21 protein-coding genes and 4 pseudogenes are annotated in these 21,827 nt (G+C 55.8%); 5 read left to right on the top strand and 20 right to left on the bottom strand.

The genetic code is table 11. The annotated features are described in order from the left end of the window. On the top strand, positions 1-198 hold a 198-nt coding region (locus G463_RS22450; RefSeq protein ID WP_169725482.1), incomplete at its 5' end, for a transposase domain-containing protein. 95 nt (positions 199-293) lie between these two features. On the opposite strand, the pseudogene G463_RS20525 reads toward G463_RS22450, so the two are convergent. The 18 genes and pseudogenes from G463_RS20525 to G463_RS0114150 form a co-directional block, all read right to left on the bottom strand. Continuing rightward, positions 294-1,490 (bottom strand): annotated as a pseudogene (locus G463_RS20525) (terminase large subunit); the annotation flags it as partial. Then, entirely contained in the window at positions 1,487-1,951 is a 465-nt protein-coding gene (locus G463_RS0114055) for a phage terminase small subunit P27 family (protein WP_026975673.1), read from the bottom strand. The gene G463_RS0114055 and the pseudogene G463_RS20525, both read right to left, overlap by 4 nt. Positions 1,952-2,215: 264 nt before the next feature. Further along, on the bottom strand, positions 2,216-2,590 hold the full coding sequence (locus G463_RS22455; RefSeq protein WP_026975674.1) for an HNH endonuclease: 375 nt from the start codon (positions 2,588-2,590) through the stop codon (positions 2,216-2,218). 347 nt (positions 2,591-2,937) lie between these two features. After that, on the bottom strand, positions 2,938-3,402 hold the full coding sequence (locus G463_RS0114065) for a hypothetical protein (protein WP_026975675.1): 465 nt from the start codon (positions 3,400-3,402) through the stop codon (positions 2,938-2,940). Next, on the bottom strand, positions 3,399-4,781 hold the full coding sequence (locus G463_RS0114070; RefSeq protein ID WP_026975676.1) for a DEAD/DEAH box helicase: 1,383 nt from the start codon (positions 4,779-4,781) through the stop codon (positions 3,399-3,401). Before G463_RS0114070 ends, G463_RS0114065 begins: the two co-directional genes overlap by 4 nt. A gap of 5 nt (positions 4,782-4,786) precedes the next feature. Further along, on the bottom strand, positions 4,787-5,068 hold the full coding sequence (locus G463_RS0114075) for a PDDEXK family nuclease (protein ID WP_026975677.1): 282 nt from the start codon (positions 5,066-5,068) through the stop codon (positions 4,787-4,789). Positions 5,069-5,238: 170 nt separating this feature from the next. Continuing rightward, entirely contained in the window at positions 5,239-7,788 is a 2,550-nt protein-coding gene (locus G463_RS20530; protein ID WP_084171709.1) for a virulence-associated E family protein, read from the bottom strand. Positions 7,789-7,803: 15 nt separating this feature from the next. Next, positions 7,804-8,124 (bottom strand): DUF4406 domain-containing protein, encoded by a 321-nt coding sequence (locus G463_RS0114085; protein ID WP_035487377.1) that lies wholly within the window; start codon positions 8,122-8,124, stop codon positions 7,804-7,806. Between the two features lie 368 nt (positions 8,125-8,492). Then, a complete protein-coding gene (locus G463_RS0114095) occupies positions 8,493-9,617 on the bottom strand; it encodes a sigma-70 family RNA polymerase sigma factor (RefSeq protein ID WP_026975680.1) in 1,125 nt (374 codons plus the stop codon). 11 nt (positions 9,618-9,628) lie between these two features. Further along, a complete protein-coding gene (locus G463_RS0114100; protein ID WP_026975681.1) occupies positions 9,629-10,687 on the bottom strand; it encodes a hypothetical protein in 1,059 nt (352 codons plus the stop codon). A 123-nt stretch (positions 10,688-10,810) separates the two neighbouring features. Further along, positions 10,811-11,065 carry a hypothetical protein gene (locus G463_RS0114110; RefSeq protein WP_026975682.1) on the bottom strand — a complete coding sequence of 85 codons (255 nt, stop codon included), beginning with the start codon at positions 11,063-11,065 and terminating at the stop codon, positions 10,811-10,813. 6 nt (positions 11,066-11,071) lie between these two features. Then, complete coding sequence (locus G463_RS0114115) at positions 11,072-13,042, bottom strand: DNA polymerase (RefSeq protein WP_026975683.1); 1,971 nt, start codon at positions 13,040-13,042, stop codon at positions 11,072-11,074. 3 nt (positions 13,043-13,045) lie between these two features. Next, positions 13,046-13,819, bottom strand: coding sequence for a DUF2815 family protein (locus tag G463_RS0114120; RefSeq protein ID WP_026975684.1), 774 nt, complete (start codon positions 13,817-13,819; stop codon positions 13,046-13,048). Positions 13,820-13,832: 13 nt separating this feature from the next. After that, positions 13,833-14,999 carry a DUF2800 domain-containing protein gene (locus G463_RS0114125; protein WP_026975685.1) on the bottom strand — a complete coding sequence of 389 codons (1,167 nt, stop codon included), beginning with the start codon at positions 14,997-14,999 and terminating at the stop codon, positions 13,833-13,835. After that, positions 14,999-15,493 (bottom strand): hypothetical protein, encoded by a 495-nt coding sequence (locus G463_RS20535; RefSeq protein ID WP_156900226.1) that lies wholly within the window; start codon positions 15,491-15,493, stop codon positions 14,999-15,001. The genes G463_RS0114125 and G463_RS20535 overlap by 1 nt, the downstream gene beginning before the upstream one ends. Before the next feature lie 517 nt (positions 15,494-16,010). Continuing rightward, entirely contained in the window at positions 16,011-16,295 is a 285-nt protein-coding gene (locus G463_RS23640; RefSeq protein ID WP_245575913.1) for a helix-turn-helix domain-containing protein, read from the bottom strand. Beyond that, a complete protein-coding gene (locus G463_RS21880) occupies positions 16,282-17,142 on the bottom strand; it encodes a phage antirepressor N-terminal domain-containing protein (RefSeq protein WP_051322319.1) in 861 nt (286 codons plus the stop codon). The genes G463_RS23640 and G463_RS21880 overlap by 14 nt, the downstream gene beginning before the upstream one ends. A gap of 65 nt (positions 17,143-17,207) precedes the next feature. Next, entirely contained in the window at positions 17,208-17,405 is a 198-nt protein-coding gene (locus G463_RS0114150; RefSeq protein ID WP_026975688.1) for a helix-turn-helix domain-containing protein, read from the bottom strand. Positions 17,406-17,594: 189 nt separating this feature from the next. On the opposite strand from G463_RS0114150, the pseudogene G463_RS23850 reads away from it, so the two are divergent. The 4 genes and pseudogenes from G463_RS23850 to G463_RS0114165 form a co-directional block, all read left to right on the top strand. Next, a pseudogene (locus G463_RS23850) lies at positions 17,595-17,771 on the top strand (helix-turn-helix domain-containing protein); the annotation flags it as partial. 306 nt (positions 17,772-18,077) lie between these two features. Then, positions 18,078-18,275: pseudogene (locus G463_RS23650) on the top strand (transcriptional regulator); the annotation flags it as partial. A 24-nt stretch (positions 18,276-18,299) separates the two neighbouring features. Then, positions 18,300-18,755, top strand: a complete 456-nt coding sequence (locus G463_RS0114160) for an ImmA/IrrE family metallo-endopeptidase (protein WP_026975690.1) — start codon at positions 18,300-18,302, stop codon at positions 18,753-18,755. A 44-nt stretch (positions 18,756-18,799) separates the two neighbouring features. After that, positions 18,800-20,038, top strand: a complete 1,239-nt coding sequence (locus tag G463_RS0114165) for a site-specific integrase (RefSeq protein WP_026975691.1) — start codon at positions 18,800-18,802, stop codon at positions 20,036-20,038. Between the two features lie 507 nt (positions 20,039-20,545). Here the strand turns inward: G463_RS0114165 and G463_RS21890 are convergent. Continuing rightward, a complete protein-coding gene (locus G463_RS21890; RefSeq protein WP_026975692.1) occupies positions 20,546-21,076 on the bottom strand; it encodes a hypothetical protein in 531 nt (176 codons plus the stop codon). Positions 21,077-21,486: 410 nt separating this feature from the next. Next, positions 21,487-21,827 (bottom strand): annotated as a pseudogene (locus tag G463_RS23225) (IS4 family transposase); the annotation flags it as partial.

Raw genomic sequence — 21,827 nt, forward strand, 5'->3', positions numbered from 1 at the left:
GGGGCAAGGGCGAGCGCCATTGCCTACAGCCTGGTGGAGACAGCCAAGGAGAACGGGCTGGACCCGTATCTGTACCTGGAATACCTGTTCGAGCGGTTGCCCAACATCCGAACGGACGACCGGGCGGCGATGGATGAGTTACTCCCGTGGTCGGACCGCCTGCCGGAACGGATCCGCAGGCGCGGGAAAAAAGCATAGCATGAGAAATCGCCCCGCTGGGTTCCCTGGCGGGGCTGATTGTTGCTGTGCATGACTCTCGCACGAAGTCTGGAGAAGCGCAAGGTGTGAGGGGTTTGACGCTTACGTTTATCTTCCGGGATGAAGGAGCGCTGCCGCACAAAACACTTGCCGTCGCCAAGGATGTAGACCAGGCCAACGCTCGTCAAATCCGTTGTCGCGGAAAGGTCGACGCCGACGTAGCACGGATATTGAGTCAGGTCTATATGCGCATCTGTTCCACAGGCACGCCACTTGCCCATCGGCATGTACCCGTCCTCCCGCTGGTCCACCCATCGGTTCATGTTCTTGGTCAAGAAGGACCTCATTTTCTCCGGCACATCCAAGGCGGCTTTAAGCTCGCCGCGCAGAAATGCCATACCTTCTTCATAGGTGGCCACGATGGGATTTGCCTTTATCCATACAGACTCATCCTTGATGTCGTCGTCCTTGTCCAACTCACAGATCATGACGAAATACTCATCGTTCTCGATAGGCGAGCCATCGTCCAGAATCTGCGAAACGTACTGGTATTCCGTGTAGCAAGGCCGAGACAAATCAAAACCCGCCGTCGTGATGATCACGATGAGCGGGTTCTTGCGGGCCACCATACCGGAGATAAGGACATCGTAAATCTCGCTTGTCTCATGGGCGTGATACTCGTCGATGACCGCCACGCTCGGGTTCTTGCCGTCGCCCGTTTTCCGCGCCTCTTTTGAGAGAGGCTGGATGACCGAACCGCTTTTCAAGTGTGTTATCCGGCCGTAGCTGTCCGAGTACTTGCCCTTGAGTAATTCACAAGACTGAATCTGACCGAGGATCTGGCTGTAGACGATGCTCGACTGCTCTCGGTCCCACCCTGCGATGTAGCATTCCTCGCGCTCATCGCTCAGAAAGCAGGAATAGGACGTGATGAGAGCCAGCAACTGAGACTTGGCGTTTTTCCGCGCGAGTTGGATGTACACCTTGCGGAACCGGCGCAGCCCCGTTATTTTGTGCTTCCACCCGAAAATGTTGCCCGCGACGAACAGCTGAAAGTCTGTCAGCCGTATCGGTTGACCGGCAAGCACGCCCTCCCGGTGCTTGAACATCCCCGCCCACTTATCGAACTTGTAGAGCTCGTCGACGTCAAAGTCATATGGGAAGTCATCGTCGGGTATGCGCTCTACGTCACGCAGGAACCGCCGACATGCAGCGATGTGCTTTTGACAGGCCGGGATGCTACCGTCCGCGATGGACTGGGCGTAGTTGACGACGCGCTCTATTAGAGTCACAGGCGCTCACCAAAGAGTTTTTCCTCTTCGGTCTTGGGCTTCGGATCCTCTTTCTTCGGCACGACCAACCGGCAACGAGACGAAATCGTGAGCCCCAAATCTCCCGCGGACTGTCGACACTGCTTGAACAGCTTATCCTGCGCCTGGAGCAAGTCGACGTATTCCCGAGCACGCGGACTGAGCTGCAGTAGCTCGCGGGTGACATCCAGGTACATCCGGCGCGCAATAACGAAACGAGCCAAGGCGTCGACGTCGAGATTGGTCATGATGCCGATCTCGAGCAATTCCTTGGCAATCTTGTTGAACTCTTTTTTAGCGTCCTTATCGAGATAGGACGGAGCCTTCACTTTGTCGGATGGCGCGCGGATCTCGCGCGACTTGCGTTCCTCGATCTCGGCTTTGGTTAGATGCTTTTTGCCCTTGATAAGCAACAGCTCGATGGGTTGACGTTGACCGGCCATTGACGCGCCTCCTTTCGAAAAATCTCGTGGGGAATTTTGTGCGCCCGCGAGGCCCGCGCGGTCACGGGGCCAAGGGTGGTAGAGATTTGCTACCCCCTACCCCTCATCAAACTTTGCAGAGCGCTCAGAGCAATGCGCCTTTTGTACATGTAGTCAGGTTCTTTCATGAACCACCACCGTTTTCTTGGCAGTTGTTCGCGTTTCCCGAAAACATCCAATCGTTTTCCTGCCGCTATAGAAAACAGGAAACCGTAGCAATATCCGTCAGGTAGCTTGGGTAATATCATTTCCGAACCCACCATCCTCCCTCGCCGTCTTAGCGTCATGACATGACTTGCAGAGCGGCTGCCAATTGTGCACATCCCAGAACAGCGCTTTGTCTCCCTTGTGCGGCTTAATGTGGTCCACCACAGTCGCCGGAGTCAACCTACCTTGGCGTTGACACTCCGCGCATAGCGGATGCGCTCGCAAGTACGCCAATCGTGCTTTGCGCCACCGGCTGTCGTATCCTCGCTGTGCCGAGTTACCGCGGTGCCTGTCGTACTCCAGTGCACTGCGCTGGTGTCGTTCACAGTATCGATCCCGTGTCAATTCACTGCAGCCGGGTTCTGAACAAGGTCGCAGCGGTCTGTTTGGCATATCATCACTTCCGTCGCTCAACACGTCGTAAAAGTTTATCTACTGTGACACTCTGCAGATGCACGATAGGACAGGAAGGCAAGCTGCACACAATGCATGTCCCTGCTTCTCTGCCCCAAACACACTTGTATCCCTCTTGGCATGCTTTCACTTGCATCACTCCATCCCGTGTGCCGCCTTTTTACACGTAATAAAACAGGCACCAGCCGCAGCTGATGCCCGTGGTCATAAGCAACTGAAAAAGGCACCCGATCCGGGTACCTTGTGGACACACTTTCTCCGCAAAAAACATATCATGTTTTGCACGGAAAATCACTAGACTCATGGCCGATTTTTTACATGATTTTTTACACACTTTTTATCGCATTTTCCGCGCCACTGCTGAGTTTTAGCGATCTAAACAACTCTTCTAATCCCTCTCTTTTTTCGACGTTGTAGAAACTCTTGCTGACGTACCACCCTTCCCGTCGCAGCTCGTCATAGACGGCTGCATCTGTTGGTAGTGGCTCATGGCCCAAAAACCTTTTCCGGATAAGGGCTCGCCGGTACGGCCGCAATCGCCTGACGTGCCAATCAATCCGCCATATGAAGCGCCGGAAGCTGGCGTCACTAAAGTCGGGTGTGATGCAGAACCCGGTAACCGACTTCGGTAATGGCGGGTGAACCCGCGACGCGCGGATAAGGTCCGGGTGGATGGCTGACGCGTATCCACGCTTCACCGGTACACTCCGGTTAGCGATGGCCTCCTTGGCGGCCCGATAGTCCGCGAAAATCTTATACAGCGCCTTGCGTTCTTCTGGTGTCAGGCTCATCCAACCGCCTCCCTTGCCACACGTTCGATACGGGCTTTCAAGGCCTCCATCAGGCTATCCTGCGTCCCGCGTTTGTCGCTCAACGCCGCCATCACATCTTCGTCCACGCCGCCCTCGACGACCAGGTGGTGGATGATAACGCGCTCCGTCTGACCCTGACGGTGCAGACGTGCGTTGGCCTGCTGGTACAGCTCCAAGCTCCAGTTCAAGCCGAACCAGATCACGTGATTGCCGCCCTGCTGCAAGTTAAGTCCGTAGGCCGTGCTGGCCGGGTGCGCCAATAAGAGGTCAATCTTACCGGCGTTCCAGTCGTCCTGATCCTGTGGCCCCGAAAGCGTTCGGACACGTAAACCGGTCTTCGCGAGGGCCCGCTGCAATCGCTCAAGATCATGCTGGAAACTGTAGAACACCAGCGCTGGCTTGCCGTTCAACCCCTCCACCAACTCCAGGAACGCCTCAATCTTGCACCGGTGAATCTCTACCATGCGCTTGTCCTCGTCGTACACGGCGCCATTGCACAGCTGTAGCAGTTTATTGGTCAGCACAGCGGCACTCCCGGCGTCAATCGTCGTCTCGTCCACCTGCAGCAGCATCTCGCGCTCCAGCTTGTCGTACGCCGCTTGCGCCTTACCGTCTAGAACCACGGGTACTGTCACCGACGTGACCGGCGGCAGTTCCAGATAGTCTTCAGCCCTCATGCTGACGCAAATGTCGCTTATCAGTTGCTGAATCACTTCTTCGGCCCCCGGCTTCGGGGCGTAGCTGAAAACGTGGTCTCGGTCGCGCTGGTCTGGCTCAAAGTACCTCTCCCGGAAGTGCGTGTGCTTGGCTCCAAGCCGCTTGCCCTGGTCCAGCAAGTACACCTGCGCCCACAGGTCCAACAACCCGTTCGGTGCCGGCGTGCCCGTGAGTCCCACAAACCGTTTGATGTGCTGCCGGACTAGAGTCAACGCCTTGAATCGCTTGGCCTGCGGATTCTTGAAGCTCGAAAACTCATCAACCACAACCATGTCGAACGGCCAAGCATTGCGGTAGTACTCGACCAACCACGGGACGTTCTCTCGGTTTATCACGTAAATGTCGGCCGGTGTGTTCAAGGCGCGTATGCGACGTTGCAACGGCCCAAGCACCGGGACGACTCGCAGCAACTGCAAGTGGTCCCACTTCTTTGCTTCCCTCGCCCAGGTGGCTTCGGCCACTTTCTTCGGGGCAATAACCAACACTTTGCTGATGGCGAAGCGATTAAATTTCAAGTCGTTGATGGCCGTCAAGGTAATCACCGTCTTGCCAAGACCCATGTCGAGGAACAACCCCAACGACGAATCCGTTAGCAACCGGTTGATGCAGTACCGTTGGTACGCGTGCGGCTGAAATTTCATCGGTGTCACCTCCCGCTTTGCTGCCGGATAAACTCGTCCACTCCTGCTTTGCTGTCGATGACCGCCACCTCAAAGCCCAGTGCGGCGATCTTCTTGTGCTGCGCCAGCTGCAGCGGCGTCGGGCGCCGCCCCGGCGCCTTCAACTCAACGAACACCGCCCGGCCACCAGGCAGCAACACCAACCGGTCGGGCACCCCAGCGTTGCCAGGCGAGACAAACTTATAAGCTCGTCCGCCCGCTGCTTTCACCTGCTCTCGAAGATAGGTCTCTATGTCACGCTCTCGCATGTTTCGTCCTCCTGTTGTCAACCTTTCACATACGCGTATATACGCACTTTTTAATTAGGCGTATTAGGCTAGTAGGTATATTTGCCTATTTACCTATCTACATCTCTCTATAGGTAAAATGGTTGACATGGTTGACAAATCTATAGAACCCCTTATGGGACAACGGTTTTTTAGTCAACCAACCCGTTCACCAAAGTCATTTTTGGTTGCTCATGGTTGACATCCATATTTTGGGGATGGTGAACAAAATGGGCGTTGGTTGACACGTTTTTAGGCACTTGGTGAACACTTTGACTGCCGTTTTGGACAGGGGTGATAACCCGTCGAAACCCCTTTTGCCTGCCATAATCTGGGCCGAATCGCTGAATGCCGGCACGCTCCCACCCAGGCAGATTTTCCAGGACAGCGTTGATGCGGTGCGCCTCTGCTTTTGGCATGACAGCCCGATAATCGCCCAAGCATTCTCGCCAAATCTCCACCGCGCATACTCGGTCTCTCGGCACCAAGGTGATGTCGTCGCGGATGCCCCCGCCCCAAAATAGTCGCCGACGTTCCAACGTCCATTTTTGCCAATCCACCGGAATCGGCCGTTCCAAAAACGCCTCAATCTGGCCTTCCAGTGTGTCTCGCTCCATGTGTACCTGCCGGCGCTTTTCCGCCTCTTCTTCGAGTTCGGCTGAAAGAAATAAGGGCTCGCCTAACCTCCACCGCATAACGGCTTCCGCCCATATCTGGTCGATCTCTTCGTCTGTCAAATCGGTAAACACTGACTTCGTGGGTTCCTGCATCATTGCGTCGACCGGCCAAAATCGCCGATTTCCTGTTGGGTCACGTAGGTACTCATGGTCGTTGGTGGTACCGAAAAACACGCAGCGCCGTGGATGTCTTTCTGTTGTGCGCGCATATGCGGCCCGGTATTGGTCGTCCAGCTTGCTGAGAAACTGCTTGACCACCTTGATATCCGTTTTGCTGAACGCCTCCAGCTCGCCGATTTCAACAATCCACACGCCCTGGATAAGCTCGGCCGCGTCTTTCCCCTCAAACGTTTTGATGCTGTCCGAAAACCAATCCCGGCCGAGTTTCGTGAAAAGGGTGCTCTTACCGATGCCCTGCGGGCCACACACGACGGTCATGTAGTCGAACTTGCAGCCTGGTGTCATCGCCCGGGCGACCGCCGCGGTGAACGCTTTGCGGGCGACAGCGCGGGTATACGGATGGTCGTCTGCACCCAGATAATCCACGTACAGCGTGTCCAATCTCGGCACTCCGTCCCATTCGAGACTGTCCAGATAGGCCGCAACCGGGTTGAATCCGTTCTTCGCGGCGCATTGAACCAGGGCGTCCTGAATCACGTCACGCGTGCGGAATCCAAGGACTCGCTCGATATAAGCGCGCAACCCCGCGTCGTCGTCATCCGTCCATCGGAAAGAGGAGTTTTCCTGCGTACGAGGCGGCCATGGTAGCGGCCCGAATCCGTAGATTGCGTTGGCAAACGTGTCTTTGCGGATACGGCCGCGAAGATTTGGATCATGCTCAAGCACGATCATCACGTTCTCAATGGTTTTCGCCGGTGCCCCGCTGCTTGGACTCACTTTCAATTTGCTGATCCAATTTGCGGGCTCGTCTTCCGTCGGTGTCAAGCCTGTGAACGCGCTCACCGCCTGCTCGTACCGCTCCTGATTCAGCAGCGCGGCCACGCCTGCGTCCTGCAGGGCAAACTGACACATAGCCGTATACGATGGCAGCTTGTTGACCGGTGTGTCTGGCTTTGCGTCGTCGTCCAGCTCTCCAAACTTGTGGAGCCGGACCAGGTCCCAGGCGTTAACCAGTCGGCCGCCGGCCGGGTCAGTGGCGTGATGGGAGTAGAGGTACAACCCGTTGTCGTACACGATGGCGCCGCCAGTCGTGCTGCCGCCGGTGTATGTAAGCCGTCCACTGTCGTCGTCCGTCGGCTCGTACACGCCTGGCAAAAAAGTCTCGAGCGCCTGATAAATGTTGTAGATTCTGCAGAACGCCCCCACCACGCCGGGCTTGGTTGTTGGGTCAGCCTGCTTGGCCGCTCGCTTGACGTGCGCATCTTCGGCACCGGGTACCTGCGGCCATTCGGAGATGTCGCGCCAGTCCTGATACATTGCGAGCAACCCGTCAGTATCCAGGAAAGGCTTGTCCCCAAAGTGGAAGACATACTGGCTATCAGCACAGCAACTCGGCCAGTACATCAGCCGCGACGCCTCAAACGTCGTCGGGTCGCATAACTCGATGCCAATGATCTGGCCTACTTTTCGGGCCAACGGCTCATATTCGTCCGCCGTCGCTGTCCGGCTGAGCGGCAGGAGAACCCGTAACCGCGGCTTCACCTCTTCATGCTTGCGCGTGCTGTACACGGCATAGGCGCAGCCCAGGCCGTCCAGCCGGCGCAGGACGTCCGCTGTGCCGCCGGCGGGGATGTTGTCCAGGTCCAGCGTCACGACATCCCTGCCCGCCACGTTGGCGGCCTTGCGGCGGTCACCGTGGAAGTAACCGCCAACAAAGCCCCCAACGTCCTTCAGCTCGTCTTGCTTTGACTTTGGGAGTTGCAGGTACTCCGCCAGGGTCTCGGTGCCGCGCGCGGGCACGCGGAGCTTGTCCACCAGCTCGGACCAGTACATCTTTTGCGCTGGCCAGCGGGTTGACCGCCGGCTGCCCGCGGAGGATATGGTGAGTAGCCTGTCATGTATCACTGCGGTCACCTTCTATCACGAGCGGTATTTACCGAACAAACCAGTCAACGCCTCAAGGTATGAGACGGGCATTCCGAGTCTTTGAGCGACGTCGCGTTCCAGTCGCGCCCCGGGGCTTTGCTGCCACCCCGGGAGCATCAACACCATGTCTGCGTCGAGAAGTAGCCGCAACGCCCGGCGCATGTACCAGTCCCAGGGCTTGTCCAACTCAGTAACACCCTCCGCTGGATTGATGACCTCGATTCCCAAACTCCGGAGGAACGACGCGGTGCGGTTAAACGCAGGAAAGTTGTATTCCGGCAGTCCCGTCATTGGGCCGCTGATGTAGATTTTCATCCGCCTATCGCCTCCAATTCCCACGCCGCGTCAGCCACGATCTCTTGCGCTTCATCTGCACTGTATCCATGTGCCATTGCCAGTATTACGCCAGCAAGCCACTCCGACGGTGTCACGTTGTCCGGTATCTTTGCTGCTTGTGTCGCTGCACGTACGTCGTCCATTAGGAGTCACCGTCCTTCACAGGGACAGCTTGCTTAAACCACTTCTCAGCGTGCGCATCCGCCACCGTGCCCCTAGAGTTTCGGTAGACAATAAACCACAATGAGTAACCCAGGAATGTGCGCTTTCGAGTCCCTTTTTGGTAGGTCACGCCTGGTCTTAGTTCGTTACCGTTTTTGTCTACGGCCATCTTTAACACGCTCCCCTCACGAGTGCGCCAGGATAACGCCTAGTTCCGGACTCCACTCTGCGTCAAGCACTGTCCCAGTCACGTATCCCCGTTGAGCCAGTATCTGTGTCACGCGCTTACCCGAGATGAGGAGAGACTTCGACCGCTTGCCCGTTTTGAGCTTCCAACCGTGTTCACCATTCCGCACGGCTACGAATCCACTCTGTGCAAACCCAAGCTCAACCCTCCGGCTCGTATCAAGGTGCCGGGTGATGTCTCCGCTGATTCGCACACCGTTTTTGGAGACTCGAAACGTCGGTTTTTGGAAGTCCGGCCGTACCCAGGAGAAGTCATCCAGAGTCAGCTTGGCCATATTGGACTTTTTCGCTGCGGGCGCCGGTGCGGCTGGGGCGCACTTCTGTACTCCCGCTTGAGATTCGAGTCGTGTTAGTTCTCGCCGCTCATCTTCGGCCGTGAGGATGCCCCACGTTTCCAACCAGTTGTAAAGCGTGGTGATGGAGACTCCTGAGTGCGCCGCGATGGACGCTTTTGACATATCCTGCTGCCGCATGCGCAGGTACTCTTCCTTGGTCATTTTCGGCTTTGCCGCCATGCTCCTTACCTCCTTTTTCCATTCACCGGATGTGTACTTATCCGCGATCCTTCTGGTGTACCGGTTTATCATGCTTGGGGATAGCCCTGTGTGATCTGCGATTTCGTTTTGCGTGTATCCAGCCACTCTCATTCGGACCAGGTTCTGCTCGAAGGTGGACAAACTTTCCAAAAATGCTTGCGTCTCAAGTGATGTCGTGTCCAAATGGCCACCAACGAGGGTGTCCGACAACTTGATTTCGGAGCCATCTTTGCCTGAGTACACCGTGCTTTCCAGGGATACTGGCGCAGACTTGTTCCGCGTCTTGCGCAACAGCATCAAGATTTCGTTCCGAATGCACTGAGCTGCGAACGTTGCCCATTTGGCACCGTTGTCTCCACGGAATCCGCGGTAGGCTTTCGTCAGCCCCAGCATCCCGGCACTGCATAAGTCGTCGTAGTCGAGCTCCTCTTTGGCAGCCGTCATGCGAAACTTGTTGGCCACAAAGTAGACCAGCTTCAAGTGCTTCCGCAGGAATTCGTCCGCGTCTCCGAGCGCAGGGTTGTGCATTACGTGCGTACTCATGGCACGATGAATGGAGCTATGAGCGCTTTCCGCCCGTCGGACTCGAGCAGGATCGGCTTTTTAGGCTCGCCTGCGCGCATGGCCACCGTACCGGTTGAGTGGGCCAGCGCTGTGCGCAGGAGCGTGGCGTCTATTGTGTATTCCCAATCCCCCGCCGGACCGCTCACTGTTAGCTTTGTACTGAACGAGGTGCCAGCTCCGTGCGCGGACAACGTCACTTCGTTATTCTGCTGTCGCAGCCAAACTGGGTGCTGGCCTTTGTCGGTTCCACTGAGTTGGTACATGGTTATCACGTCATCCAGTGCGTTGATCCACGGCGCCACATCATGGATGTAGAACTTCACTTTGAGCCCGTCCTCGAACAGTCGGGACGTGTCAGGATAGGAACCGTCCTGCAGTCTGACCACCACTTCTGTGCTGTCGTGCGAGTAGAGTGCGCGGGTGTCGTCGTAGGTCAGTGTGGCGCCAGTCTTGCCGAAAACCTTTTTGAGTGTCGGCGCTACATTGGAGGGAACCTTTATTTCGCGCGCAAATTCACAACCGGCCTGAGCCTCCAGCAGGTACATCCCGTCTGTGGCCACTACGGTGTGCCCTCGATGACAAACCGTGGTTAGCACCGGGCGAGCCTCCGACGTGTCTGCAAACTCGGCCACACTGGCGAGCGCCGTGAAGTACGCCGGGTCAACCGTTACGCTGTCGCCCTCTACCAGTGGCCAGCTTGGGAAGGCAAGTGGATCCTCAGAAAGCGACGTCACAGGCCCTACGGTGTAGGTCTGCTCCGCGAGGGCGATACGCACCCCGGGTTTGAGCGCTTTGGCCGCGCTGCGATGCAGCATGGTCTGCACCGGTATCTGGGTGCTGACGCCATCGATCTTAACGGTGCGCCGGTAGTAGACTTGCAGGTCTGTCGCTTCGACGGTCACCGACTGTCCGTCAACCGACAATTTCACGTGCTCGAGGATTTGCTTTATCCGCGACTTTTTGGGAGCGACGGCGGTCGCTTGCTTGAACGCCTCCACGAACTTTTTGGTCGTTTGAAACTCAACTGTCTGCATTGTCTTCCTCCCTTTCCGCGTCATAGCAGCAGTAGTCATGTACTCCGTATCGGTTCAGCGGCTGACTGGTGGAGCGGCCACAATACCCGCACACGTCCTGTTCCATCCGACCGCCTCCCCCGTTCAGTCCTCAAACTCGTAGTCGTCGCACTCGACTTCCTGATCATCCGGAGAGCTCAGGTCGTCATCGACCGGCTCTATGGCCTTGACGCCCCAGTCCTTGAGCTCCCGCAGAAAGCTCTCGACGCTGTCTGAGGAACGCTCCGCCGCACCCAGCGCGGTCTCCAACTGACTCTCCGTCATGCCGGGCGGGATTCGGACCTGTACTTTACGCGTGTAGCGCAGCGTTTCCACGAAACTCAGGGTCACTTTTGGCATCCGCTATCAGTCCTTTCTGTAGAACTCCGTCACGAAGCCATCTGCCCGGAGCGGCAGCCCCGGTGCCCACGGGATGGGTTGCCCCATGAGCGTCGTCACGGCCTCCAGGTCCGCCCGCTCCTGGGGCACATCGAGAACGACCTCGTCGTGTATGTGCATCACTACCTGGTATCCGGCGTTCGCGAGTCGTACCAGACTCTCGGCCAGGCAGTCTCGGGCAATGGCCTGCACCACGTTTTCCGTGAGCTTCCCGCCGTAGGTCGGGATGACTTCCCATTTCCTTGTCTTTTGGTTGACTCCGTGGTAGTACAGCGCCTCGCGGCCCATCTCGTTTTGTTGCAGGAACGGTCGCGCGTAGTACAGTTTCCGCCCGCTTGGCAGTGTGATGGTGAGAAAGTCCTGCTGCGTCGCGTAGTCGCCTTCGCGTGCCAGAATCAGTCCCTTGATGCCAACGGGCTGCCCGGTGCGCATGACGTCCAGGGCTGCGTTCTCTAAGCTGTACCACAGGTCCACAATCCGCCTGTTCGCCGCGCGCCACCGTTGCACGATGTCCGGCAGCTCGTCTTCGTTGAGCTCTTTCTCGGTGTCCATAGCCATTAGCGCACCTGGACCGCCTTGATATCCGAGGGCCAATTCCGCGATTTTCCCTTTCCGCCTCAGCTCGTACTCCGGATTGCCCTTAACGATGAGTTCAATCGGTACTCCGAACATCTGACTGGCCGATGCTTCGTAGATTTTGCCGTGTGTGTTGAACACATCAAGCCGCCACTGTTCCCCCGCCAGCCAGGCAATGACCCGCGCTTCAATGGCGCTGAAGTCCGCGACGACCAGGACATGCCCCGGCGAAGGGATGAAAGCCGTCCGAATGAGTTGCGAAAGTGTATCAGGCACATTCCCGTATATGACTTGCAAAGCATCTATCTTTTTTTGTTTCACGCATTCGCGTGCGTGGGCCAATGTCTCCAGATAATTTCGCGGAAGATTTTGAACCTGAACCAACCGGCCGGCCCACCTGCCCGTTCGGTTCGCTCCATAGAACTGCAGCAACCCCCGCACGCGTCCGTCCGCGCATACCGCGTCGTGCATGGCCCTGTATTTCTTCACGCTGGTCTTGGACAGCTCTTGACGAATCTCAAGCATCCGTTTCACCACGGCATCGTCAGTCGACTTGATGAGCTCTGTGACCGTATCCTTGCGCAGGTCTGTGACTTCCTCGCCGGTCTCCTCTTCGAGCCACTTGGTGAGCTGCTGAACGCTTTTCGGGTTTTCCAAGCCGGACAACTGGATGGCCTCGTTAGTAAGCTCCATTGCCACCGTTTCGTCGATGGCCAGCGCCCCATAGACCAAGTCCATGTCCACAGTCACGCCGTGGGCGTTGATTTGCTGATCCAGTTGCCACAGTTTTTGTTCTTGCTCCGGCACCGGGAACGCGGATAGGCGGCGCTCAATCTCCATTTCGACTGCAACGTCCTGACGGCAGTACTCCTTAAACAACTGCCACTTTTCCGGCTCGTGGTGCGGCAGTGTTCTGGTCCTGCCGCCGTTCGTCTTTGTGGGTTTACACGGCACGCAGAACGTCCGGATGAGCGCAGAGCCAATGCCCATCTTCCGCTTGTCCTCGGGTACACCGAGGGCGACGGCCGTAGCCGCCAGCCCCGCGGTGTACCCGCAGTAGAGTCCGTGGAGCATCGTGTCTCGCCACTGTTCGAGCGGCGTGTACCAAAACCGATTGATGCAATACCACTCGAACGGAGCGTTGTACGCGTGTTTTATGACCGTAGGGTCTTGCAGCGCCGACAGGACTTCTGCCGGCAACTGCTCACCCTGCGCCAGGTCTATGACCTGGACGGCTTGTCCATCAAACGAGTACGCGAACAAAAGGATCTCGAAGTCCGGACTCTGCGCGTACTTGTACAGGCCGCTCTTTTTGATATCGACGCTAGAAAACGTCTCAATGTCCACGCTAAGATGTCTCATGGTTTACAACCCCATGATGCCCCCGCTCAGCGGCTGGCCGGTGATCGGGTCAAGGGGTGCCTGCTGCGGCTGAGCTTGTGGTTGCTGCGGATACGGCTGCGGAGCGGGTGCGTATCCGGGCTGCTGCGGCTGTCCGTACGCCGCTGGCTGGCCATAACCGGGCTGCGCCGGTTGACCATAGCCGGCCTGTGCCGCCGGGGCGTACCCGGGTTGTGCCGGTGCCTGAGGCTGTACCGGAGCCGGACTGCTCCCGAAGGCTTGCTCAGCGCTAACGCGCCCGCTGAGCGGTTCACCGTCCGCCAGCTTTTGCACTGGTCCCAGGCCGCATCCGATGCCCCGGTTTCCGCTGTTTGAAAACGGGAAGAAACTAACGTTCACGCGCGCATACATGCCGCTGTAGATTTCGGTATGGTTCAAGATCGGATTGAGATTGATGTCAACAACCTCGACAGGCTGTTTGCTCGAGGCCGTGAAAACCCAGTGTCCTTTGCATTCGGGGCCAAAGGGCTCACCGTTTGGGCGCAGACCGTCTCCATCGTGGATCGGAGTCTTGAGCTGTGGTGGACGGACGCCGTTCCAAACCTTATTCACGCCTTCCTGCGCTGCGGCTTCAATCGCAGCGTCAATGCGTTGTTTGGTCGCCACGTCCGACTTGGGGAGCAGGATTGTGACGGTGTACTTAGGTTCCTGACCAGGACGAGCATACGGTTTTAACAGGTGCACGTAGCTGAGTCGGGCTTGTCCAGTTGTAACGGTTGTCGGGCTCATCTTTGCCATGGTCTAACTCCTCCTAATTGAACGCCTCTGCGGCGGTGATCTTGTTCGTGATGGCTTGTCGTTTATCGGTCATCGGGACGAGTGTCGGTTTGCCGGGCTGCACTTCAACGAGTCCGGTTTCCTCGAGTAGTTCGCGGTATTTCGCTTTGCCCAGTAACTTCTCGACGTTTGGCACGGACAACGGTCTCCGTTCGTACAGCATCGCTTCGTCGATCCCGTGTTCCATCAACAGTTTGAATGCCGCGTCTTGGTCAACGTATTGTCGGGATCCGCGTCCCTCGACGGCTTTCCATCCTGGGATGTCTCCGCCTTCGAGGCACCGATTGAGTGCGTATTTCTCGAGGTCTTCCAGCCATGCGGCTAGGTTTCTACCGCGCTCGAGGATCTGCCCCACCTCGGCATCGGAGATAAGCGGCGGCTTCATGCCCCCGAATACCTCCAGGGCGGTATGGGCGTCCGCGCGCGCCCGGCACACGGCTTTTGCCCTGCAAAACCGGCAGTGGTCGCCTGGGTTAAACTCACCCTCGCCTTTATACGCCAGTTCGGCGGTAGGCTTGATAGATTCGCCCCAAGCCAGCAGCTCGTCCAGCGTGATGGTGTCTTCGGATGGTGTTTCCACGACGCGGGGCTGTACGATGACCATGTGCACTTGCCGGATTGGATGCAGGAATCCGTACTCCGTGACCGCCCCAAGCGCGTACAGTCGCAACTGCGTATTGCCTTCTGCATCAACCGGCACACCTTTGCCGTACTTGAGATCCACGATATGAAGCGTGTCGCCGCCGATGATGATGCAGTCCCCCGTGCCAAAGCCCTCCGGAGCGTAGGCGCTGTAATCCAGCCGCTTTTCGACCGCCACATACGGCGGGGATGTGTAGCTGTGTACGATGCCAAGCACGTAGTCGACATAGGTGTCGGTGTGCTTGTCCATTTCTGGCTGGTACAGTGGATTGGATCGAAGCTCTTTGATCGCCTTGCTGAACTTACGCGGCCCCATCGGCTCCAGGACGGCCTTGCGCAGCTTGAGCTCCGCAATTTCGTGCGCCAACGTTCCTTCCGCTGCGTACTCCGATCCTTTGTCGGGAAACTGCTCCGACAGCCGGGCACTCGGCGGGCAAGCTAGCCACTGCTTGGAGCTGGACGCCGCCAGAACCGCGTGGGCGCGTTCGGCGTGGCCCATTACAGCTTCGCCCCCATTTCGCGGAGCTTCGTGGCAAAGGCGCCATATTGCTCTTTCGGTAGCTCAGTGAGCGCCTGTACGCCAAAGGAGCTGAGCAGGTTCACCAGTTCAGTGCGCCGGCCGGCGTCCACCAGTTGAGTCGCTGCCACGGCCAGCTGCTCCAATGTGTAGCTCGGCGCTGCCGTCGGCACCGCAGAAGGTGCGGGCGTCGGCGTAGCGGCTGGTTGTGGCGCCTCCCCAGGAGAGGTTACAGGAGCTGGCGCAGCAGGTGCAGTCGGCACGGCCGGGGCCGCAGGTGCTGCCGGACTGGGCGTAGTTGGCACCGGTGACGCCGGGGGCGTCGGAGTGGACTGTTGGGCGACCGGTGCGGTTGATGTTGTCTGGGGTACGACCGCAGTAGTCTCGTCAACCGTCTCCTTGGCGGCGGTAACGGTGTGCACTACGTTGCCAGCCAGCGTCTGCGCTAAGGCTTGCAGGTCTTGGATGGCCTCCACAGAGTCTTCCGCTTTAACGTTGATTTGGATCTCGATCATTGGATCCCTGACCTCCTCGGCGTGTGGTATGCGTTGAGCTCTTGCATCAGCAACTCAGTGGCTTCGGTCCCATACTCCTTGCGGTACAGTCTGATGAGCTGGTGAAGTGCATGGCGGTGCAGCCATTCGTGGTGTTCGTCTCGTTCTGTCGCTGTTACGCGGACTTGCAAAAAGTCTGTGGTGATCTCTATCGTCGGCCTGCCACCTCCTCGCGCTTCGGCCAAGATGGTGGCCAAATTCCTCTCTATTGCGATCTCAGCCAATGGCGGTGTAGACTGTGGACGTGGATACTCTCGTGTGCCTCTCCGCTTGGAGAGGAATCTTTTTATCTGTCGGGTCATGGTGATTTCGCCTCCTTGCATAACGGTATCTCAGAACTTCACCGAAATTGCGCCATCTTTGCGCCAACTTTGTCTGTGCTGCTTATCGCCAAACCACGTGTAATGCTTGTCCAAAGTCAACACATCTTTCCAAGGCGTCACCCAGCTCCTTGACGAATTTGGCTCTCAATCCACTCATCAACGTCCGTTTGTCGGACGAAAATTTGGTTTCGGACTCGAAACGACGGAATCTCTTTGTCTCGCACCATCCGACGTACCGTTTGCTCTGAAACGTGCAAGTACTCAGCTGCCTCAGCGATGGACATGTGACGCGCCATGAGTTCCTGCTGGATGCGAGGTTCAAGGCGCTGCCAGATGCGTCGCTCTAGCTCCTCGATAATGCTGAACTGCATCTCTTGCATTGCTGCTTCAAAGAGCGACATCGGAATTCACCTCAGCAAGGTTAACCTGGTACCTAATGGCCATTTCCTTGACGACCGCCAAGTAAATCTCAGTTAGCCGTGCGTCATCCGCGATGACATCCATTTTGTTAACTTTGTCAATCTTTGATTTTGCCGCGCCCTCGAGAGCCATCTTTTGCTTTCGATTGGTAAGCCGAATCGACAAGTTACAAGCGGCTCGCTCTTCCAAAATCTGATAGCTTTCCGCTCTGACATTTTGGTAGGATTCATAGCCGCCACGCGCTTGTGCGATCTTGTTGAGGATGCGGGTTACCTTTTTACGCCACTCAACCGGGTGGAGAGCCAGGAGCTCTGAGGTAGTGTCGAGCTTTCGCTCTACTGCCGCAGTTCGTTCCTCCACTGCTGCTATTCGGCGTTCTTGATCGACGAGCTGATTGATGGCAGCCTGTAGAACTTCAAGCTGTGTTTTGGGCTGCTGAAGAAACGCTGCTGCGAGGACGTCCTTTGCCCGAAGCTGGTAATCAATGAGTCTTTGCGCCACCTCGGGGTTGTTCTCCCTCATGCTTGGTGTGATGGAGATTTTGGCCAGCCAGAGCGGTAAGAAGTCGAGTTCGAGCGTCAACACCTCTCTGACCTGCCCCCCAAATTTGAGGGGCAGCTTTACAGCCCCTTGCTGTAACACAACATCATCTTGAATATTGCTAACTTGCCGATCCTTCTGCTTCTCACTGAGGCCAATTCCGCTGCAGATGTAAGCGACGCCGACGCGAATCTTTCCGTCTTTCGTTTTGACGCATAATAGTTCAGTACCATCAAACGGCACCAGCTTCTGTTCGATTGGGATCAATTGTTGCGATGTCGTTACCACGTCTTTTCCTCCTTTCTGCTTGCTTCAAGCTGAAACGAGACGATTTCACATGTCGTTGTCAACTGTCAACGTACCAGCTCATCCACCGTCACGCCTAGCGCATCAGCGAGTTTAACGAGAATGTCCGCCGTGGGGCCGAACTTTTTCTTGCCTAGGCTATATAGAGCGGTCAATGAAACACCGCTCTCTTTGCTGAGCCGATAAAGCGTCCATCCCTTGGCCTTGATGATTCTTTGCACGTTGTCCTGGATAGCCCGCCCCATGTTTCTTATCACCTCCGCCACCAATCATATAACTCTATAGATATACATTCAAAGTTTCATATAACCCCACAGAGTTATATTAACGCTGTTTTTCTCCTTTTTTCTCGCCGTTTCTTGACGTATCACTCTAAAGTGTTTTATTATAACTTCATAGGGTCATAACTTTTTTGATTGATAAGGAGGCTCATCATGAGCATAGTCGGCGCGACCATCAAGGAGTTGATGGATAGGAGAGGAATTACAGCATATAGACTGGCGAAGGATACTGGGGTTTCCTACACGGGTGTTTCTAAGATATTGAATGGCTCCACCAAGAATCCCCAAATTGATGTCTTATCGACCATTGCCGACTACTTTGGTGTTTCAGTTGATTACCTACTGGGGCAGTCCATAGGTGCGCTGATTGAAAGTCGCATGAAGGAGATTGACATGTCGTGGGACGAGCTTTCCAAGAAGACTGGGATCACTTTGGATAAGCTCAAAGACTTAGACCAGCTGCAACCAGAGCCCTGGGACTATGAGCCTAATGGTTTGATTGACCGTCTGGCCACTGCTCTGGAAATGGACCGTAAGGTACTCGCCTCGGCATACACCCGACAGGAGCCCCCGGGTTATGACGGACCACGGGAAAGCATTGAGGAGGCTTTCGGGCCGGCATTCGACCACCTCACCGCGAAAGACGAACACGACATCGCCCGTGACCTCGAAAGGATCATGGAGTCTCTGGAAAGCGACAGCGCCCTTGCCTTTGACGGGGAACCGTTGACCGATGAGGATAAAGAACTCTTGCGCATCTCGCTCGAGAATTCGCTGCGATTGGCGCGACAAGTCGCGAAGAAGAAGTTTACCCCTAAAAAATATAGAAAGTGACGTTCGCGGGGTGGGGGTGCTGGTGTGAGTATAAAGCAGTGTGTTAAGCAGCTGGTAGACAAGTACGGTACTAACGATCCTTTCGAAATTGCCGAGAAACGGAACATCCTCATCATGTCTGAACCTTTAGGTAATATTCTCGGCTACTTCAATACGAGTCGACGTATACAGATGATCCATCTTAACAACAGTCTGGAGGGGCCGTTGCGCAGGTTCGTATGCGCTCATGAGCTTGGGCACTCTGTACTGCACCCTAAGCTCAACACTCCATTTTTGCGGCGGAACACGCTTTTTTCCGTCGACAGAGTCGAGCGCGAAGCCAACTCGTTTGCCGTAGAACTTTTGGTGCCAGACGAAGAAGTCATGGACCCATATGAGTCGACAACGGTACGAGAAGTCGCTGCGACATATGGAGTGCCATACGAGTTGATGCGGCTCAAGCGATTAGATACGTCTGGAAAGGCGGTGGGGTCCATGTAATATGACAAGACCTGCTAATCATTTTGGGAAGAGGAGTGACAGCTATGCCTGGCATCGAAAAGCGCGGCGAGAACTCATGGCGCCTCACCGTCGATGGAGGCTATGACGCGAGCGGCAAGCGCATTCTTCACCGCCGGACTGTTCACATCGAGGACGAGGAGATCCTGCGGTCAAAACGTAGACTTCAGGACTATCTCCATATGGAACTTGCACGGTTCCGACAGGAGATCGAATCCGGACAGTATGTTAAGCCGGAGCGTATCACTTTTGCGGACTTCATCCCCGCCTGGAAACAAAATTACGCGGATCTCCACCTGGGAGCGTACACACGGAAGAACTACATGGCAATCGTAACCGCTCGGCTCCTCCCTGTCTTTGGACACATGGAGATGAGCAAGATTAAGACGATGCATATCGTGTCCTATATGGCACAGTTGCGCGCACCGGAGAACCGCAAGGATGGTCGGGGAAAGCCTCTTGCTACGAACACCCTCTTAAACATCTATAAGACCTTGAAATCTATCTTTGATGCCGCTGAAAAGTGGCAGCTCATTGCGCAGAATCCCATGGAGGGCGTTGACCGACCTGTCGCGGATAAGGCGGAGCGCCGCGACCTAAAGACGCGGAAACGCGCATATTCGCTGGAGGAATCGCTGGACCTGATTGAAGCGCTCCGTGACGAGCCGGAGCACTGGCGGTTGTATTTTCTTGGGGTGCTGCTGGGCGGCTTTCGGCGTGGTGAAATGCTGGCCGTCCAATGGCCGCATGTTGATTTCGCCGCTGGCGGTTTTCATGTTGAAAAGCAGATCTCCCTTGCAGAGGATGGTAGGCGTGTCGAGGCCGAGCTGAAAACTGAGGAGTCAGCGGCGTTTGTCCCGATGCCGAAGTGGTACATGGCGGAACTCGCACAATATAAACGCCGCTGGCTGGAGGAGCGCCTTCAACGAGGTTCGCAGTGGCGCGGAGGGGACAAGCAGTACGTCTTTCACAACGGCTACGGTGAGCCGTTCTATCCGACTGTCCCCACTTACCGGTGGCGAAAATTTCTCCAACGCCACGACCTTCCGCGCATCCGACTGCATGACCTGCGGCATACCACGGCCACACTCCTACGTGAAGACGGCGCAGACCTGAAGGCCATTCAGGAGCGCCTGCGCCATGCTCGTTTGTCTACGACTGCTGACCTGTACACACATGCTTCTGAACTCGTGAGCCGCGAGACAGCGGATAGGCTTGAAAAGCTCAATCCCGCTGCTAATAAACGTGGATCCCAAGCGACGTAATTGGGATCAGATTGGGATCAAAACGCTGGATAACATAGATAAATCTTGGCCACCACTGGCCAAAGCAAACGGCCTAAAATCTTGATGTGGCGCGGGTTTTGACTTCTATAGAGGTTTGCTGACCACGGGACAAGCCAGATTCCCAAGCTGAATGTTGCGGGTTCGAGTCCCGTCGTCCGCTCCATCGAAAAGTCGCGAAATCCCTTGCGGTGTAAGGGATTTTTGTTTTTGGTCATTTGATGCAACGGAGGTGTTAGGATGGAGTTGGGATCAGATTGGGATCGAACTGCAAAAACGCTTCCGCCGAAACCGCCCCGTACTGGGATTCTAAGATTTTGGTTCCACGCAGTCCGTCAAGTTTCACACCGTACGGTTGCAACCTGGGTTGCAATTCGGGTAGCATTCGGTTGCAACTTTTTAACCTTCGCGTTTTTGGATTGGACGCTGATCAGAAGAAAAAGCCCCGCTTCGGCGGGGCCCTTGTCATGGTCAGTTTGCCAGTGTAGATTACGACGGATCCGGACGCAAAACCTCCCCATTCAGCACTTTGCTCAGCGCCTGATAGGAAAACTCCGATCCCTTGAACAGCACATCCATCTCTGGTCCAGCTTCCGACTTAACACGCATCACGATTAAGCTACGGTCTTCGGTCTTTGTTTTCGTCTTCGACCGTCCTCCCACTATCGCTCCAACCGGGCCGGCAATGACCGCGCCTACAGCAGCTCCGGCGATAGAGCGTCCGCCGCCAGTTGTGTATGTTTGGATGTCTTGGACGTATTGCAAACCAAGAATGCGGTCCAATGGGATTGTGCATTTGGCGCCGGTGGCTCGACTCACAAACTCAATTCCGTTTTCGCTCTTCCACGTGTAAACATCACCCGACGGCACAACGAGTCCGCTGTGGTGCGTGACGATTGGAGTTTTCGGTGGAACACCAAACGCCTTTCTTCGCCGGAGATTAGCGTCTCTGGATTTTGAACTCATTGTTTTCCTAATAACCCCGATGAGAATCAGCAAAATGATGATCGTCCACAACATGAACCCCTATCCCCCTTACCCCGTTTTGCTGACTCATATTCGCGGCTTGTTTGTTTATCCCTTTATCATCTGGCCAACCGCTTTTGCTTCCACCGCCTCACAACATGCGACACCTCGGACATGTTGAGCGTAAGGGGATTATGCGGCAGGCACAGTCTTATGCAAACGCACGTTCGCCAACAAGATTTAAAAATAGGCTGTCAATCCCCTCACAATGGATTGCATAATGAAATCGATATGGTATCATGATATCAGCTAGAGGGTGCTGTTGTAGAAGGCGTCAGCTGGACTGATGCTGAATCTACACGGTGCCCTGTTTGTATTTTGTTTTCCTTCATGTCTAAAAGGAAGATCATCTTATTCAAGTTGGTACGACTCCCGTTAATCTTAGGAACTCAAGTTTCGCACCCTCAGGCAGCTAATTTCTCCTTGACCGCACTGGGTAAACGATCGATGAACTGCTGCAGCACTTGTTCGATGACGTCGTTTCTTTGAGCCAATGTCACCTCTATGGCGGTTCTGAGCAGTTCCAGAAGCAACCGAAGAGCATCTACAAATCGGATGTCGTCGAGTTCGTCGCAGCAATCGAAAAACAAGGCACCGATAGTTCGGGGATCTTGGGCATCTCTGGAGGCTATTGCCAACATGATGTAGCGGGCGAACACAATGGTCGTGTGTGCGAGCATCTGGTCGTATGTACGTCCCTGTAATTCCTTGGTGAGCCTGAGATAAGACTTGCTCACTTTGAAGA

Origin of the sequence: Alicyclobacillus contaminans DSM 17975, assembly GCF_000429525.1 — a bacterium.
In the GTDB taxonomy this organism is placed as follows: domain Bacteria; phylum Bacillota; class Bacilli; order Alicyclobacillales; family Alicyclobacillaceae; genus Alicyclobacillus_A; species Alicyclobacillus_A contaminans.